We start from the raw sequence: 18,304 nt of genomic DNA, 5'->3' as shown, positions 1-18,304 counted from the left end.
GGTTTTTTGTTCATTGAAGGGGCGGTTTTTAATATATCTCGTTTATTATGGCTATTTATCCTGCCATAGTCAGCAATCAATACTTCCATGGCACCGCGTCGACCAGAGCTTGGGTTACCAATGTTAACCCGTTTACCTTTTAGGTCTTCAAATTTTTTGCTGCCGCTGTACGCGCGATATTGCCAATCTGACTGGGCAATACCTAAATCAGGTTCACACGCACGAGTGGTGTTGATGTTATAAATTGAGCCGCCGGTACTTCACATTTACAGGCGAAGCTGCCTATATATTGAAAGCTACCTATATATTGAAGCTTGCGTATAAATTGAAAGCAGCATAGAGAGAGAAACCAGTTCGATAGACAACCCCGCTAGTGGTACAGATCAGAAAGGAACGCACCCAAGAGTGCGTCTCATCAGCGCCAAAAGCAAAAGCAAAAATAAAAGCAAAAACGTTATCGAGTTACGGGCTCAATAACGCTAGGGCAGCTGTTCAAATTTATCATGAAGAAAGTTAAGCAGCTCTTTCGTTTTTCTTGGCATAAACTGTTTTGATGGATAGACACCGTAAATGGGGCCTGGCGTTTCTACTTGATAGGAAGGTAATAGTTTGACTAGATGGCCTTTTTTTACAAACTCATCGCCATAGAGAGTGGGTAGGGCGCTAATAACGGGATTGTGCATTAGACCTTGTGTCAATGGCCCAAAATCGTTCGCATAGATTCGATAATTAGTGTTAATCGTGTACGAATTCTTACCTCTGAAGAGGGTCCAACCTTTGGCTAAGTAAGGCAAGGTGAACGCATTGGCGTGATCGAGGTCTTCTGGTTTTTTTGGCAGCGGGTTTTGATGAACCCAAGACTGACTGGCGTAGATATTCATCTTCGTATCGTAGAGCTTTCTTGCGATGGTTCAGTAGTCATTTTGTCGGCTTACGGCCATTCACCAGGTCACCAAGTTTTGTATGTCGATATACCAAATTATGGGCCAGTTGTATTGTCTGGAGACCTGTACCACACACGGAAAAATCGACGTATACGAGCCATTCCAGTCTTCAATCAGCCGATGCAAAGTAAAAAAGCGTTTGAAAAGATAGAGAAGATCATCGCGGAGGCAGGGGCTGAATTATGGATAGGCCACGATCTCGACGAGTTTAATCAACGTAAACTGCTCCCGTATATTTACCGCTAACCGGGGGGCACTCGTGAAATAGAAAAGCGTTTCTAGACTGGTCGATATGATATAGGCGCTCAGAGGAGTGCCTTTATGTCGTCAATGGAATGGTGCTCCTTGATTGGTCAACCGTTCCAAGTCTCAATGAAACGACAAATGTTTATGCCGAACTTTGATATAACTATTAAACGGTAGGAAGTTAAACAAAGGCAAGGGAAACTATGTTTAAAGAAACGCTGTTAACGTTAGGTATCGCTCTTACGGCTTATTCGGCTCAGGCCAATACTCAAATTGGCGATGTCGCCGATAGTGTTGCGCCAGAGTTTACCAGTAAAGTCTCTGATAAACAGAGCGTTATTGCTCACCAATATATGGTTGCGGCCGCTCACCCTCTTGCTGTCGAAGCTGGGTATGAAGTGCTTAAAAAGGGCGGTTCTGCGGCTGATGCGCTGGTGGCTGTTCAGACGGTACTTGGGCTAGTGGAGCCTCAGTCGTCGGGGCTTGGTGGAGGGGCATTCCTTGTCTACTACGACGCGACCTCTAAAAAGATAACCACATTTGATGGCAGAGAAACCGCACCATTAGCGGCAAGGCCAGAGTTGTTTCAAGATGACAATGGCAAACCCCTCAAGTTCTTTGATGCCGTTGTCGGAGGTCGATCTGTAGGTACTCCGGGAACCGTTAAATTGCTTTCTACAATGCATGAAAAATACGGCAGTAAAGCTTGGTCTGAATTGCTTCAACCTGCAAAAAGACTGGCAACCAATGGCTTCTCTGTGTCTGAACGAATGGCGTCTTCGATTGCGAGAGATAAAGAACGATTGAGTCGTTACCCCGATACGAAAGCGTACTTCTTTACTTCGGACGGCGAGCCACTGAAAGAAGGCCATAAACTGGTCAATAACGCGTACGCTAAAACGCTCGATATCCTCGATAAAGAAGGGGGGAGCGCGTTCTATTCAGGACAAATCGCGAAGGATATCGTTGAGAGAGTGACAAGCATTGACGATAACCCAGGCGTATTAGCCATGGACGATTTCGCGACTTATAAGATCATTGAAAGAGACGCGACCTGCGTTGGTTATCAGCAATATGATGTATGTGGCATGGGCCCCCCAAGTTCCGGTGCGCTTACCGTCGGGCAGATACTGGGTATTTCAAGCCATTTTGATTTGAAAGAAATGGGGCCCAACGATCCTAAATCGTGGCAAATCATTGGCGATGCCTCTCGACTAGCGTTTGCTGATCGTGGCCGGTATATCGCCGACACCGATTTTGTGCCAATGCCTGAAGGTTTGCTTGATCCAGACTATTTGAAAAGTCGTGCTATGTTGATCACTGAAGGCAAGGCTTTGGCGGAAGTGTCCGCGGGGAGTCCACCGTGGCAACGAAAAATAGCCCTTGCTGACGATCAATCCATTGAACTTCCGTCAACGACTCATATTGTGATTGCCGATGCCAAGGGCAATATTATTTCAATGACCAGTACGGTTGAGAATGGCTTTGGCTCTCGAGTGATGAGCAATGGTTTTATTCTAAACAATGAATTGACTGACTTCTCTTTCGCTTCGCACAAGAATGGTGCCCCTATTGCCAATCGTGTTGAGCCAGGTAAGCGCCCGCGATCTTCAATGGCACCAACCATTGTTCTTGAAGATGGAAAGCCTTACATGGCGTTGGGCTCCCCAGGTGGCTCTCGTATTATTGGCTACGTAGCAAAGACATTGATAGCGCATTTTGACTGGGGTATGGATATTCAAGACGCCATTAATATGCCTAATTTGGTGAACCGTTTTGGAACCTATGATTTAGAAGAAGGAACAGATGCTGAGCGTTTTAAAGAGCCTCTGGAGAAAATGGGTTTTAACGTTGAAATTCGTGATCTAAATTCTGGGCTTCACGGCGTGGTGTTTACCGATGGAAAATTGATGGGTGGAGCCGATCCACGACGTGAAGGCATTGCTATGGGCGACTAAGTAACAGCGTTTGGAGAACAAGGATATGTTGCGCTCTCGGTGGCCTCTTATTTCATGAGAGGCCATCGAGCTAATTGCCCAAATATATGGATTTCTGTTGGTAGTGAATCAGATGAGAAGATTTCTAGAGTAATCTTGCCGAGTGAGATGAATTTTTCCTTTCCGTTTTTGACAACAACTCTACTTTTAAAAGCAAATGAGGTAGAATCCTTCGCCTTTGAGAGGTTAGGTGGGCAATAAAGGTTGGCAATGAACTATAACCGAGTCGTGTGTTTCGATTTAGAGATGTGTTGTTGGAATGTAGATGGCGTTGGCACTACAGGTGAAATCATTGAAATTGGCCTCGCAGAAATCGATATTGCGTCAGGTGAAATCGTCAAACGAGCTCAATACTATGTCAAACCTGAGCGTGACGAAGTGTCACTGTTTTGTGTGGAATTGACGGGTATTACACCTCGAAAAATTGAAAAGCAAGGCCGTCCATTAAAGGATGTATTACAGTCAGTACTCAAGAATTTTGGCGGACCTAAAAAGATATTTGCGTCATGGGGGCGTGATGATCAAATTCTGTTTAATGAGTGCCGTGAAAAAGGCATCGATTTACCTTTCAAAGAGTTCATTAACCTAGCCACGTTATATCGAATTCAAAATCGACTAAAAGATAAAAGAATTGGACACCGAGCGGCACAAGAAGCCAAAGACATTGAATGGGAAGGACGACAGCATTCCGGTTATGTCGATGCATATAACCTAGCAAAGCTCGCCCTTACAATGCTTTAGGCTCTATTTAGAGCCTATGATCGGATTCTGCTTACTGGTATCAGTCGCTTATTTTAGTGACTATTGTAAATCGCATACGCCACTCGGTTATTCGCCGATAACAGACAGTTTGGCGCGAATAAATTCGCTGTGATCCACATACAAAAGTTCCGCGGTTTTTCTAATCACGGCTTCCTCAATGGGGTCGATTTCTCCGTCCGCGTGTGCAACTTCCCACATCGCCTTGATGAGTTCGAAACGAGTCGGCCTAGAAAGCTCTCTAAGTTGTGATGTAAACTCATACAGTGATGCCGCGTCTTTCACTTGTTCTTCGGCTTGGGTCAGCAATTGATCGGCTTCTGACTCGGTTAATTCCAGTAAGCGTTCAAGCAAATGATGTTTTGCCTTTTTCTCTGCCTGGTCAATTTGGTGATCGGCTCCAGCCACTTCACACAATAAGCATGCAATGGCGAGATTGGGATTATCATTTTTACTTCCGGCTAAATCTTCACCTTCGATTAGCTGTTTGAATAGGGCGGTGATCGCATTAAACATGGCGGCTCCTTTCTAGCTCGTTATGCTACTCACTCTTTGTTTGGTGATTGTTTGGTGAATAGGCCAATGATTAAGTAATAGGGGTGAGAGAACCAATTCACAAGTCAGGATTGTGTCAAACTATTACACGGCTCGGCATTTTAGGGTGAAATCAAAGGAAAGACCGTTGATAATCCGTGTTGTTGTTAGCGAATAATTTTGGCCTTTATGGGTTGTGGATGCGGATGGTTTTTCACGTTGATACCGCTTGAAATTAGCACTCAGTAAAACATGAGTGGGACGAGCGCGGCAGGAGGATACTAGTGAGTTGGATTATCAGGAACGTCAGGATCTTCTAAAATTTCAATGATTTCAGAGCTTGAGGACTCATGACCCATCAAAAAAAGCGCCACCATGGCATCGGCTTTGGTTTTTGTATCTGAGGCATCGTTGATGATTTGTTCAAATCGATGCCTAATCATGGTGATTTCATGCTCAACAAACCCACGCGCTTCTTCATCACCTTGTGATTCTTCGGGCGCATTATCGAACTTTAAAAACAGCAGTTCTTCGTTTAACTGTGTATCTATAAGGCGTTCAGGCAGCCATTCTTCGCCCATCACAATGTCTGGATCTTGGCTTTCAGGTAGATTGTTGAGAATATTTTTTAAATCAGATGCTTTCACATTTCTGTCATTTAGAAGAACATATATTACCATTGTAACGGTGATTGAACTCGAAACATAAAATTTCCTTCTAAAATTGTCTTTTTTTGGTGATATTGAGCAAGGAACACGAGAAATAAAACGATGATAAAACAAAAAAGGCTCATTCAAGCGACCTTCTGTTCTTTTGCAGCCTGCTCTTTTGCGCTGAGTGCTTCGACACAAGCGGAAACCGACTTAAATTCAGTGACAACCGAACATCCAGTGATCACTGAAGATGTGAAAAAGCCAACCACAAAGACGGTGGTTTCTGAGCAAGAGTGGGGCATCGCCGCCATGACAAGGCTTGCCTCTATTCCCTATTACAACGATATCGGTGACCGTTCTGTCGGTACTTTTATCCCTATGCTGTTCTTTAAAAATGATTATGTATTCATTGAGGGCACAGAATTTGGTGCGTATCTCTATAAGCCAGACGATGCGCGTTTTGAGCTCAATATACTGGCTCGAATGCGCTTTGTTGATATTCCTGCGAGTACTCAAAATCGTTATGAAGGGGATACCGGAGATATCGGTTTTCAGCTCGGGTACCGATTAGACGACACATGGACGACTGATTTTGAATTTATGTCCGATAGCCATTTTAATTGGCACAGTAACGCGACCATTAAAGGGGAGTTTGAATCTGGCGATTGGGAGTTTAAACCCAGGGTAACATTACGCTATAAAAGTAAGGATTTTAATAGCACTTACTATGGTTTCTCTAATTACCCCGAAGGACAAATTGTTGATGCAGGCATAGATGCCACCATAGGTATTGAAGCTCGCTATCATGTCATTTCCAACCTTTATTTACTGGGCTCAACCGCGGTCACTCGACTTGATAGCAATGCTTATGCCAGTGATGTGGTTAAAGATCTTTATCAAGGTGAGCTCTACCTTGGTTTTGGCTTCTTTAACGATAAAACCAAAGCGCCTAAAACAGAGCTGAACAACAAGCGTTATGTACGGGTCGCACATGGTTGGGGAACGCCATCAAATATTGGCGACATTATGAAATTTAATGTCGAGAAAGATGAATTTAATAATCAATTAAGCTCTGTATTTTATGGCCATCCACTCACTGACGAATTGTTTGGTCTGCCGCTTGATATCTATTTAACGCCAGGTTTAGTGCATCATTGGTCGTCAGATGTTCAGTCATCAAGCACGGAATATGTTGCAGCGATCAAAGCGTACTACACATTGAATTGGCCGACAAAGTGGCGCTTTGGTGTGGCAGAAGGTTTGTCTTATATTGATAATGTCACTTATCTCGAAGGCAAAGAGATGGTTGAAAAAGATAAAGTTCCGAGTAATTTATTGAATTATTTGGATTTCTCCTTTGATGTAAATGTGGGTGATCTGTTTAATCAAACAGACTTGAACAATATGTGGGTAGGCTACTCGCTTCATCATCGATCTGCGATTTTTGAAAAATCCTCTCAGTATGGTCGAATTAAAGGTGGCAGCAACTACAATACGGTTTATGTTCAGTTTGATTTCTAAATCGTAAAATCAGAAAAGCGCCCATTGGTTTCAGTGCTAGTGGGCGTTTTTTGATTTGTTTTTTCTCGAAACCGGAAAGTGCTACAATCCGCACAGTTTTTCTGTCTAGCTAAATAGGAATTGCTTTGACCTCGTCTCAGCCTAAAAAAGAAGCCCCAGTTCAGTCGGCGAATAGCGCTCAATCACTACGTAAAGCATTGAGTGAATGCATGTTGCGCGATAGATTTCGTCTCAGCAAACGTATTAGTGGCGCAAGTAAAATTAAAAAAGAAGCGGCACGGAATAGTGTATTTGACGAAATCGCGTTAGATATCGCCCAATCGATGATGACGGCGCAGCAGCGCTTCGATTATAAAACCACCATAGAATACCCAGATATTTTACCCGTAAGCCAACGACGTGATGATATTGCCAAAGCGATAGAAAACCATCAGGTGGTCATCGTTGCTGGTGAAACAGGCTCAGGAAAAACAACGCAGATACCGAAAATCTGTGCCGAGTTGGGTCGTGGGAAATACGGTTTAATTGGCCATACCCAACCAAGGCGACTCGCCGCACGTTCTGTGGCTAACCGCATAGCGGAGGAAATGAAGACTCCGCTGGGTGAGTTTGTTGGTTATAAAGTTCGATTCAATGATCAGATTTCCGATAATACCCAGATCAAATTGATGACCGACGGTATTTTATTGGCTGAAATTAGCCACGATCGTTATTTGAACCAATATGACACCATCATTATTGATGAAGCGCACGAACGCAGCCTGAACATTGACTTCATTCTTGGTTATTTGAAAGAGCTGTTACCGCGCCGCCCTGATCTGAAGATAATTATTACCTCGGCAACCATCGATCCTGAACGTTTTTCAAAGCACTTTAATGATGCCCCAATCATTGAAGTATCAGGTAGAACCTACCCAGTAGATACACGTTACCGCCCATTAAGTGGGGAAGACGATACCGACAGAGATCAGCTAGAAGGCATTTTTGAAGCGGTCGATGAGCTGTGTTGTGAAGGCCTTGGCGATATTCTTATCTTCATGAATGGTGAGCGAGAAATACGAGACACCGCTGATGCGCTCGGAAAACGAAATCTGCGTGATACTGAGATCGTGCCGTTATACGCAAGGTTGTCATCGAGCGAGCAAAACAAGATATTCCAGCCACACAATGGCCGACGTATTGTCCTAGCGACCAACGTAGCAGAAACCTCGCTTACGGTTCCGGGTATCGAGTACGTGATTGACCCAGGTACCGCTCGAATCAGCCGTTACAGTTACCGAACCAAAGTGCAAAGACTGCCTATTGAGCCAATTTCTCAAGCTAGCGCCAACCAGCGTAAAGGGCGTTGTGGTCGTGTTAGCGAAGGTGTTTGTATTCGTCTGTATTCAGAAGAAGATTTTGAATCGCGCCCAGAGTTCACCGATCCAGAAATTCTGCGTACCAACTTAGCGTCGGTTATCTTACAAATGACGTCACTGGGCCTTGGAGATATTCAAGCCTTCCCATTCGTTGAAGCGCCAGATAAGCGCAACATTCAAGATGGTGTCCGTCTTTTAGAAGAATTGGGCGCGATTGCCAGTGACAACAAACCGCGTAAAGACGCCGGTAGCGATAAAAAACGCTTAACACCAATGGGTCGTAAACTGGCTCGATTGCCGATTGATCCGCGTCTGGCTCGCATGGTACTTGAAGCGAGTCGTAACGGTTGCTTGAAAGAGTTGATGATCATTACCTCGGCACTTTCTATCCAAGATCCTAGGGAAAGACCATCAGAGAAAAAACAAGCGTCAGATGAAAAGCATAAGCGTTTCTTCCATGAAGAGTCTGATTTCCTCACGTTTGTCAATTTATGGAATTACATAAAAGAGCAACAAAAAGAGCTGAACGGCAATCAATTCCGTAAGCAGTGTAAGAAAGACTTTTTGAATTATCTCAGAGTCCGTGAATGGCAAGATGTTTACTTCCAGATTCATCAGTCAATGCGAGAAATGGACTTCAAACTCAATGATGAAGAAGCGTCTTACGAAAAAGTGCATAGCTCTATTTTGGCAGGTTTGCTCTCTCACATCGGTTTTAAAGACCCTGAGAAAAATGAATATCAAGGGGCAAGAAACGCGCGTTTTAGCATTTTCCCTGCGTCTGGCCTATTTAAGAAACAGCCCAAATGGATCATGTCAGCCGAGCTTGTTGAAACCTCGAAACTTTGGGGGCGCATCATCGCTAAGATCCAACCTGAATGGATTGAGCCGTTAGCTGGGCACTTAATTAAGCGTAGCTACAGCGAACCTCATTGGTCGAAAAAACGCGCCGCCGTCATGGCCGATGAAAAAGTGATGCTTTATGGCATTGCGATTGTACCGAAACGATTGGTCAACTACAGCCAAATTGATGCCACGGTCAGCCGAGAAATCTTCATTCGCAGCGCCCTTGTCGAGGGTGAGTGGGAAAATAAACATCCATTCTTTAAGCAAAATAGAAAGCTTTTAGAGGAAGTCGAAGAGTTAGAGCACAAATCTCGCCGTCGTGACATATTAGTCGATGACGATGAGCTGTTTGATTTTTATGATCAACGCGTGGGGACAGAAGTCGTCTCTGGACGTCATTTTGACACCTGGTGGAAAAAAGCAGCCAAAGAGAATAAAGAGCTCCTAAACTTTGAAAAAGAAATGCTGTTCAGAGGTGATGCGAGCCATGTTACCGATTTGGATTACCCGAACTTCTGGCACCAAGGCGGAATCAAGCTCAAGTTGAGTTATCAGTTCGAACCGGGCGAGGATAGTGACGGCGTCACGGTTCATGTGCCACTGCCTATTTTAAATCAGATTGAGCCTGCAGGTTTTGATTGGCAAATTCCAGGGCTGCGTCATGAGTTGATTGTCAGCATGATCAAAGCGTTGCCAAAAACGTTGCGTAAGAATTTTGTTCCCGCTCCAAACTACGCCGATGCGTTCCTAGGGCGCGTCACCGCGATGGAAATGCCTTTACTTGATGCTCTTGAGAAAGAGTTGCGTCGAATGACAGGGGTAGAGGTATTGCGTGATGATTGGAATCTAAACCAGATTCCAGAGCATTTGAAAGTCACGTTCAGAGCGGTGGATCACCGCAACCGTAAACTCAAAGAGAACAAAGATCTTTATACGCTTAAAGAAAGCTTGAAAGAGAAGGTTCAAGAAACACTGTCGAAAGTCGCAGATGACGACATTGAACAGCAAGGTTTGCACACTTGGAGCTTTGGCGAACTGCCAAAAGTGTATCAACAGAAACGCGGTGGTTTTGAAGTTAAAGCTTACCCAGCCTTGGTAGACACTAAAGACAGTGTTGAAATTAAGCTGTTTGAAACAGAGCAAGAGCAGATCTCCGCCATGCGTGCAGGTCAACGCAGGCTTTTGCTTTTAAATGTACCGTCACCGATAAAATATTTGCATTCAAACTTGCCAAATAAATCGAAGTTGGGACTTTACTTCAACCCTTATGGCAAAGTGCTGGATCTGATCGATGATTGCATTGCGTGTGGCATTGATAAGTTAATCGAAGAAAAAGGTGGCTTGGTCTGGGAGCCGACACAATTTGAAACGTTGAAAGAACATATTCGAGCTGAACTTGGCGACACGGTTGTAGACATAGCAAAGCAAGTTGAAACGATTTTAACCACCGCCTTTAACATCAATAAAAAGCTTAAGGGCAAGGTTGATTTCACGATGGCGTTTGCGCTATCTGACATCAAAGCACAAGTAGAAAGCCTGATTTTTAAAGGGTTCGCGACAGAGTGTGGTTGGAAGCGGCTTCCAGATATCTTGCGCTACATGAAAGCCATTGAAAAGAGAATGGAAAAGCTGCCTATCGATCCCAATAAAGATCGTTTACACATGCTGAAAGTGGAATCAGCCACAAAAGATTACAAAGAATTACTCAATAAAATACCCAAAGGCGTGGCGATACCTGATAACGTCAAAGAAGTACGCTGGATGCTTGAAGAGCTTAGGGTTAGCTTCTTTGCACAGCAGCTTGGGACACCGTATCCAGTATCGGATAAACGGGTTAAAAACGCCATTGATGCTTGCTAATGGACGCCTGTTAATTGGCGGCATAGACCTTGCATACTGTAAACATAACTCTATAATTTGGCAAAATTACGGCAATGGCCTGCCATTAAAGCGCCATTGCTCATAACAACACGTATTAGTTAGCGTCATCGTTAGCTATAACAAATAAGGTTTATTATGAAAAAGACTCTTTTAGCGCTTGCTCTTATTGGTGCATCTTCGACGGCTATGGCTGACTCTTGGGTATATGGTGGTGCGTCTGCTGGTCAATCTAGCTTAGGAAGTGAAGATGCAACGTCTTACAACATCCATGCGGGTACAGGCATTTTACCATTCATCGGCCTAGAAGCCGGTTATACGGACCACGGTAAATTTGAGTTTGCTACTGGCGACGTAAAAGCCTCTTCTGTTTACTTTGCGGTTAAACCAAGCATTAACTTTGGCCCACTTCAAGTGTACGCCAAAGGCGGAGTCCACTCTTGGGATCTAACCGGCCCTAATGGCACTAAATTCAGTGACGATGATGGCTACGACATGATGTACGGTGTTGGTGCAGATTACGCTGTATTTGGTCCTATTTCACTGGGTGCAAACTACATGACGTATGTGATGGACAAAGAAGACGTGAATACGTTTTCTCTAACGGCGTCTTTTAACTTCTTATAAAACGTCGCTTAACAAGTCAACGCCAGCCTTCAATGCTGGCGTTTTTGTTTTCTGAACTCATATCTTTTACTGCCGATAGACGTCTTATCATTGACTCATTTTGGATCTTGGCTGTTATTCGCTTTTCTCTCACCTCGTTGTATCCATGTTTACTTCATTCTTGTGCGATAAATCTAATTTAAATCAGCTTGTTACCTTGCTTAACGGGACTGTGTGTACCAATCTTATTCCATAAGCGTGAATAAGGACGGTGTATGCGAGACAACTCTGTAGAAAAAGGGGCAGCAGTAGGTAAAGTTCTGCTGCCTTCGCTGCTGATCAACCTATTGTCATTGGCGGTTCCGTTAACGGTACTTCAAATTTATGACCGAATTTTACCCAATCAAAGTTATGGCACCGCAACGCTTTTGTTAGCGGGTGCGTTGCTCGCTGTAGTGATGGAATCTTTCATTCGTTTTGTGCGAAGTTGGATACTGTCGGCGGCCGCGAGTAATACCGAAAAAGCAACGTATCAGGATATTATCGGTAAGATCACCACCGCTTCCCCAAGCCAAATTCGCCATGTGGGTATTGGTGGCATTGAGGAAGGGCTTGGTGCGGTGTCTAAAGTCAAAGATTGGTATTCAGGTGGCATTATCTCGGGTTTTATCGATCTGCCATTTGCACTCATTTTCTTAGCTCTAGTCGGATATATAGGGGGCGAACTCGTTGTCATCCCGATCGTGGTTTGGTGTTTGACGCTCTGCGTGGTATGGCTTTCGTCTCAAAAAGTAAAAGTGCTCAGTGAACACGCTTCGCAAAACGAAAAACAAAGGAAAGCCTTTCTTATTCTGTTAGGGCAGACGATACAAGGAATCAAGCGTCAAGCGGTTGAATCGAGAATTTTCAGCCAATTTAAATCCATCAATCACGCTCGATCTCAATCTAAAGCCAAAGAGGAAGAACAAAACGCTTTTGCCCAAGAGTGCATTCAACTCGCGGCGTTAGCCACTTCTGTTTTGTTAGTGATCAGCGGAAGTTTGTGGGTATTGGATGGCGACTTAACCACAGGCGGATTGGCGGCATGTTCAATATTAGCTGGTCGCGCTGTCGCCCCGTTGAGCGCATTAGTCGGTGTCAGAATTAAAATGAATGGCATTCATAGTGCTACACAAGCGATTGAAAAACTGGATGCTTTGTCGGTGTCTGATGCTGCAAAGCAAGAGGGAATGTCCTTCACAAATTTGGAGTTACGAGAAGTGACGGTTGAGCGCTATGGCTTGAGTCATCAATTAGCATTGAAAGCAGAGGTCGGTCAGATAATACTCATCGAGAGCGATGTTCGCCACCTAGCTAGCTTTATGCTGTCATCACTTGCGGGTGTAGACCAACCCAGTGGAGGAGATGTTCTTGCTGATGGGGAGTCAATTGGTGTCTCGACATTGAGCGCAATGTCGGGATTTTGCGGCGCCAAAGCGCAATTAGTGTCGGGAACCATTTTAGACAACCTGTGTGGGTTCAATCCAGCCCAAACGGATAAAGCGACACACTATGCCCGAAGGTTGGGATTAACCAAAGAAATTACGCGTCTGCCTGATGGGTTAGAGACAAAGATAGGTCATACCAGCGCTTCACCTCTTAGTATGGGCAACGTCAAGCTACTCAATATCGCTGCACAACTGGCCAGCTCGAAGCCTATTTTGCTGCTCGATCGACCAGACGCATCTCTGGATCTTGATGGCTTAGAACGACTAGTGGCCGTACTTAAACAAGAAGTAGTCGATGGGAGAACCATTTTTTTGGTGACCTATCATCCCATGTTGCGCACACTGGCCCATCAAAGTGCCAAGGTTAACGATGTTGTTGCCATCAATGGAAAGGGGGAGGCTGCATGACGAACTTAGAGGTGCTGAGTTTATCCATCCTTAAAGAGATTGAAGTCAATGCTAATGTACAATTGTTCGCGGATCAGTGGGTGGATGAAAATGGCATTGAGACTTTAGACGATGTGTTCGCTTTATTTGACCGACTCTCTCTGCCATACAAGCTGCTCCCTAATCTGAATAATGTGGGTGATCATCAACTCATTTTGGCTGTTGATAGTAGTAAGGAAGTCACCATCGGACGGATGGTCTCTGGGCAATGGGAGTCGCTACAAGGAGAAAAAGGGCTCACATCAAACCTTCAGTTTTGTATTGTGATAGAAGGGGTGCCATTAGAGAAGCCCGCCAGTGATTGGGTTGGGGAGCGCTTGCACGCTTTTCGACCTATTATTCCAAAACTATTATTGATCAGCTTTGTAACGAACCTTTTTGCTCTCGCGGTCCCTTTTATCACTATGTCTATTTATGATCATGTGATCGGCGGCGATGCAGGGCATGAACTACAAGGCATCGCGATCGGGGCGGCGTTGTTATTTATTATGATGGGTTGGTTACGAACGCTGCGAAGTCGCGTATTTGCTACGGTATCAAATCGAGTGAGCAGAGAAATCTCACAAGCGTTGGTTCATAAGCTGCTTTTAAACAGCTATTCACAAAACCAGCAAGTCACCACCTCGAGTCAGCAAAACCAAGTACTCTTATCAGAACGAGTTTCAGGCGTGTTGTCTGGTCCTTTGGGGAACGCTCTGTTTGATCTTCCCTTTATTCTCTTATTTGTTGTGGCAATTGGTGTGTTGGGTGGCTGGCTAGTGTTAGTGCCAATCCTGTCTTTAACGCTCTATTACGTTTTAGCGAAACGTTCAATTTACTCAAGCAGTAAACGCTCAATGCAATCGACCGTTGCAGGGACAAACCGACAAAATATGACCAACGAACTGTCGTCTAAACTCACATTTATACGCAGTTCGGGAATGGCTCAGCATTGGATGCAACGCTTTGATAAGGCAAATTTACTCGCCTCTAAAGTCAATTTTTCTCAATCGGTTTTACAAAGTCGGTATACCTCCGCTTATTACTTAATAGGGGTAGGCTCTACGCTTGCAATCATGGGGCTTGGGATTGGCTTGATTTTCGAACAAGTCATGACGCCAGGGGGCTTAATTGCCTCGATGATGTTGATTTCTAAAGTAACCGGCCCTGCTCAAATGCTCGCGAACAGTGCATTACGTTTTAGTGGTTTTAATCAATCCAAGCAACAGGTGAATCGGATACTTTCTCAGCCTTCTGAGCGAGAATTCCGCTATCAGCACCATCCTTTACCAAAACTTGCGCCAACGTTGAAAGTCGAGCAGGTCACCTTGCGTTATCCTAAACAAAGCCGTCCAGCATTAAATGGGGTGAGTTTTGACATTCAGGCGGGGGAAGTGGTTGCTATCACTGGCCCGTCAGGCAGCGGTAAATCCTCTTTGCTCGAAGTGATGTCTGGGTTGCAGTCAGTTCAAAATGGGATGGTAGAGATTGAAGGTGTGAATCTGGCGCAATACGATTCTCAGCTTTACCGCCATTGGTGTTTTATCCGTACTGCTTACCCCGATCTGCTCACATTGAGCATTCGAGAATGGCTTAATGATGGGCACGACATACCCGAAGAAAAAATGCGCCACTCAATTGAAACTGTGGGTGGAGGCGATTGGCTGCGCTCTTTAGCAGACGATCTGGATACCCCAATAAGCAGCGTTATGCCAGACAGCCTTTTTGATATCTTATCGGGAAGTGTGGCTCAGATATTGATAGATGCCAAGGCTCTGGTTTATGACTACAAATTGTATTTTCTTGATAATCCGGTTCCCGATTACCACCCAAATTCAAAAAAAATATTCGGTGAATTTCTTCAATCAAAAAGCGGCAACGCCACGGTGGTGTTTACCTCTCATGACCCTGAACTTATAAAGCTGGCCGATAAAGTGGTGGTGCTTAATGAAGGAGTGGTTGTTTATGCTGGGCCTCTAGCCCAAGAGAGTAACGAAATAGAACAGGAGACAGTGAATGAGCGATAAATTATACGGTGAATTAGTTGAATCACAGAACACGGCTCGATCACTTTCCATTGCGACATGGTCTGTTGCATTGTGTGTTATCGCATTTGTCACTTGGTCTTTGGTCACTCAAGTGGATGAAATTGCTAAAGCAAAAGGTGCAGTGATACCTGAAGGAGAGAAGCAGGTACTGCAAAGCGACATCGGCGGAAAATTGAAACGTATTCTTGTGAAAGAGGGGCAGTTGGTGGAGGTTGGTCAGCCGTTGGTGGAGTTTGATGCAACGTTCCAACAAACGGCGCTCGAAGAGTTGCAGTCACAACAAGTCACGCTTCAGATGAGTGTTGAGCGAATGAATGCGCTGCTTGAGCAACGAGAGCCAAACTTTGCTGAGTTTGAAGTGGATTTCCCCGAGATTGTCAGCCAACAAAAAGCCCAACTGAATGCCCAGAAAGCGTTGTATTTACAAAAAAGAATCGTACTGGAAAAAGAGAGCGAGCAAATATCAGAGCAGCTAAGAAGTGTTGAAAAGACGTTGCCCAGTTATGAAAAAGAACTCACCGCCACTAAGCAAGAATTAGTGATACTTGAAAAAGGCTTCAAAGCGGGAAATATATCCCGTTTGCGAGTGCTCGAAATGCGTCAGAAACTGGCCACCATCGAACAAAAGATAGAAGAAGCACGAGGCAAAAAATCCGTGTTGATTCGTCAAGGTGAAAGCAATGATCAAAAAATAGAGCAGTTACTCGCTGAGGCTAAAGTGGAAGTGAGTGATCAACGTTCCAAAGCGGTTTCAGACTTGTCTGCCTTGAACGCAAGAGTGCGATCCAGTCAAGCTAAGTTAGTCAATACGGTTATGGAATCCCCAGTACAAGGCTTGGTTCAAAGTATTCCTAGCACAAGAAATGGTGGTGTGATTCAACCAGGAGGAACTGTTGTTGAAATTGTCCCTGTTGGTGGAAAAGCCGCCTTCAAAGCGCGTTTATCTCCACGAGATATCGGCTTTGTGAGTGTTGGTCAGCCAACCCGTATCAAGGTAGATGCCTTTGACTACAGCCGATTTGGTGCATTGAAGGGGTTAGTTGAAAGTATCTCGCCAACGACGAGCCAAAGTGAAAGAGGCGAGATTTTCTACGAGGTGATCGTGTCGGTAGACAAGCCGTATTTTAGAGATAACCCTGAACAGTTTGTTATCTTACCGGGTATGACCGGTGAAGTTGACATTACAACGGGTGAGAAATCGGTTTTTCAGTACCTATGGAAACCGATTTATACCAATGTGAGTGTCGCGTTTGGTGAACGATAAAGTCCCCGATCTGGCTGACTAGAGTAATGAAAGGGGCACATGTCGTGCTCCTTTTTTGTTTACCGAAGGGGTGATGTTCTAGGGTCTGTTGACCTTTCGTGGTTAAATTTTGTTCGAGATAGAATCGTTTTAGGCGCGGCAAGGAGTATGTAGCCTAGTCATTCTAAGTTAATACTTCTTAACAAAGCATAAAACGATTCTAGCCGAACCCTTCGGGCAGTCTTTGTGGTTCATTTCTACTGCGTTATCAGCTTCTCATGTAGGCTAGCTACACTTCAAAGCCTCTGCCTTGTAGAAATTTCCCACAAAGTGCTGCAAAAAACAGCTCGAAAGATCAACAGACCCTAGTTATTTGGGTCTATGTCAGGCAATCCGTCAATATCATTATGATGGTGTAAAGAATCATCAAAAGATGGGCTTTCGGTATGGTGAGACAGTGCGTCACTCATACTGTCGTCAGTTTGCTCAGCCCCATAAGCACTCTCGGCATCACTGAAAATGATATCGATATCCTGTGCCACTGGTACATTGTGTGACGGTGAATCTATAGACGGCGAGTCAGCATTAATACCCAGAGCGTCTAGGTAAGCATGGGCACCAGAACGCTGTTCGTGTTCGCCTATCGCTGTATGTTCTAGGTTTGCCGTCACCTCATCAAAATTAAGAGTAACTTCATCAGGGGTGCTGAAAGAGGCATCCGGTTCATCCGCTTGGCTCATGCCGGGTGCTGGAGGAGGTGGTGGAGCGATTGGCGATAAATCCATGCCAGTTAGTGTGGTTTGGTCAATGTGATGTCCGCTGTTTCCATGGACGGATTGCGAATGTAAATGTAGGTGCACAGCGACTTGTGAGTTTTGATCGCCTCCTAGGGTTAAAACAAACGAGTCGGTTTCGTCTGTACCACTACCGTAAGAGCCTCCTGTATGTGTCTTAACGACGCCTGATGAAGGTTGTTGGTAATCGTAACTCAACTCTCCGGTTGCAGGATTGACATGCAAAGTACCAAATTGACCGTGTAATGCAGTGAGAGAGTGTCCGTGGTGATCTGATATTCCCCAGCCTGTCATCGGCGTAGGCGTTCCTTGGTGAATAATCGGAGGGAAACCGATTGAGGCATGTAAATCTTGATGTCCAGCACTACCCGATATTTGTGCTGGTGCAACCAAAGTCGGCATAGGGGGAATATCGCTGTGACCATTAATACTCATTTCGATCTCTTGTTGGGTGACACCTCCATGGCCATCATCCACTAATATTGAAAATTTATCCGTTAACTTATCACCATCATTTAATGCATTTACTTTGGCATTATTATTATTGAGGGTGTAAACCCAAGTTTGGCTATTGTTGTTATAACTGACAGAGCCATATTGTGGTGGATGCTGTGAGTCAATGCTTACAGCATGTTGATCGCTATGATCAACATCACTGATAATAATTTGCCCAGAGGTCGCATTTGCAGCATCTTCATCAATGTTATGTGCACCTGCGATAACTTCAGAAATTATTGGTTTATCATTAGTACCATGGACATAGAGGGTAATAACCTGCTTATCACCGCCAGCAGTCGTTACTTCATATTGAACCTGCTCGACTTGCCCTGCCGCTAAGTGTTGAATATTGGCATTGGGAACCGAATAAGCCCAATCACCGGCTTTTCCAATGGTCAGGTGACCGCCATAGGGATCACTGATCGCATGGGCATTACGAGTGTCGTAAAAATGATCTTCACCGGCA

Annotated in this window: 13 protein-coding genes and 1 pseudogene; 9 read left to right on the top strand and 5 right to left on the bottom strand. The window is 44.7% G+C overall.

Annotated features, from left to right (window positions below; genetic code table 11):
- Window positions 1-62: 62 nt before the first annotated feature.
- Together A1QO_RS20655 and A1QO_RS18315 are read right to left on the bottom strand one after the other, a co-directional pair.
- Window positions 63-260, bottom strand: a pseudogene (locus A1QO_RS20655) (TAXI family TRAP transporter solute-binding subunit); the annotation flags it as partial.
- A 219-nt stretch (window positions 261-479) separates the two neighbouring features.
- The gene (locus A1QO_RS18315; RefSeq protein WP_017039808.1) at window positions 480-881 is read right to left on the bottom strand and encodes a hypothetical protein; all 402 of its coding nucleotides are present in this window, start codon (window positions 879-881) and stop codon (window positions 480-482) included.
- Between A1QO_RS18315 and A1QO_RS18310 the strand changes: the two genes are divergently transcribed.
- The 3 genes from A1QO_RS18310 (at window position 849) to A1QO_RS18300 (ending at window position 3,928) form a co-directional block, all read left to right on the top strand.
- Complete coding sequence (locus A1QO_RS18310; protein WP_038131585.1) at window positions 849-1,190, top strand: hypothetical protein; 342 nt, start codon at window positions 849-851, stop codon at window positions 1,188-1,190. The genes A1QO_RS18315 and A1QO_RS18310 overlap by 33 nt on opposite strands.
- Before the next feature lie 203 nt (window positions 1,191-1,393).
- Window positions 1,394-3,148 carry a gamma-glutamyltransferase gene (gene ggt, locus A1QO_RS18305; RefSeq protein WP_017039809.1) on the top strand — a complete coding sequence of 585 codons (1,755 nt, stop codon included), beginning with the start codon at window positions 1,394-1,396 and terminating at the stop codon, window positions 3,146-3,148.
- 249 nt (window positions 3,149-3,397) lie between these two features.
- Window positions 3,398-3,928: a 3'-5' exonuclease gene (locus tag A1QO_RS18300; RefSeq protein ID WP_017039810.1), complete on the top strand. Its 531-nt coding sequence runs from the start codon at window positions 3,398-3,400 to the stop codon at window positions 3,926-3,928.
- 87 nt (window positions 3,929-4,015) lie between these two features.
- On the opposite strand, the gene A1QO_RS18295 is transcribed toward A1QO_RS18300, so the two are convergent.
- Entirely contained in the window at window positions 4,016-4,462 is a 447-nt protein-coding gene (locus tag A1QO_RS18295; protein WP_017039811.1) for a TerB family tellurite resistance protein, read from the bottom strand.
- A 299-nt stretch (window positions 4,463-4,761) separates the two neighbouring features.
- Window positions 4,762-5,127, bottom strand: a complete 366-nt coding sequence (locus A1QO_RS18290; protein WP_026026675.1) for a hypothetical protein — start codon at window positions 5,125-5,127, stop codon at window positions 4,762-4,764.
- Window positions 5,128-5,250: 123 nt separating this feature from the next.
- Here A1QO_RS18290 and A1QO_RS18285 point away from each other — a divergent pair, with 123 nt between their 5' ends.
- The 6 genes from A1QO_RS18285 (at window position 5,251) to A1QO_RS18260 (ending at window position 16,567) form a co-directional block, all read left to right on the top strand.
- Entirely contained in the window at window positions 5,251-6,654 is a 1,404-nt protein-coding gene (locus tag A1QO_RS18285; RefSeq protein ID WP_017039812.1) for a MipA/OmpV family protein, read from the top strand.
- Window positions 6,655-6,779: 125 nt separating this feature from the next.
- Entirely contained in the window at window positions 6,780-10,718 is a 3,939-nt protein-coding gene (gene hrpA, locus A1QO_RS18280) for an ATP-dependent RNA helicase HrpA (protein ID WP_017041108.1), read from the top strand.
- A 156-nt stretch (window positions 10,719-10,874) separates the two neighbouring features.
- Window positions 10,875-11,363: an outer membrane beta-barrel protein gene (locus tag A1QO_RS18275; protein ID WP_017033429.1), complete on the top strand. Its 489-nt coding sequence runs from the start codon at window positions 10,875-10,877 to the stop codon at window positions 11,361-11,363.
- Between the two features lie 254 nt (window positions 11,364-11,617).
- Complete coding sequence (locus A1QO_RS18270; protein WP_017033428.1) at window positions 11,618-13,237, top strand: ABC transporter transmembrane domain-containing protein; 1,620 nt, start codon at window positions 11,618-11,620, stop codon at window positions 13,235-13,237.
- Window positions 13,234-15,282, top strand: coding sequence for an ABC transporter transmembrane domain-containing protein (locus A1QO_RS18265; RefSeq protein ID WP_017039814.1), 2,049 nt, complete (start codon window positions 13,234-13,236; stop codon window positions 15,280-15,282). Before A1QO_RS18270 ends, A1QO_RS18265 begins: the two co-directional genes overlap by 4 nt.
- Window positions 15,272-16,567, top strand: a complete 1,296-nt coding sequence (locus A1QO_RS18260) for an HlyD family type I secretion periplasmic adaptor subunit (RefSeq protein WP_017038375.1) — start codon at window positions 15,272-15,274, stop codon at window positions 16,565-16,567. Before A1QO_RS18265 ends, A1QO_RS18260 begins: the two co-directional genes overlap by 11 nt.
- Window positions 16,568-16,911: 344 nt before the next feature.
- On the opposite strand, the gene A1QO_RS18255 is transcribed toward A1QO_RS18260, so the two are convergent.
- On the bottom strand, window positions 16,912-18,304 hold a 1,393-nt coding region (locus A1QO_RS18255), incomplete at its 5' end, for a VCBS domain-containing protein (protein ID WP_038131583.1).

It is taken from the genome of Vibrio genomosp. F10 str. ZF-129, assembly GCF_000287055.2.
Lineage (GTDB): Bacteria > Pseudomonadota > Gammaproteobacteria > Enterobacterales > Vibrionaceae > Vibrio.
The sequence above is the reverse complement of the archived record's forward strand: the minus strand, read 5'-3'. Positions and strand labels throughout refer to the sequence as shown.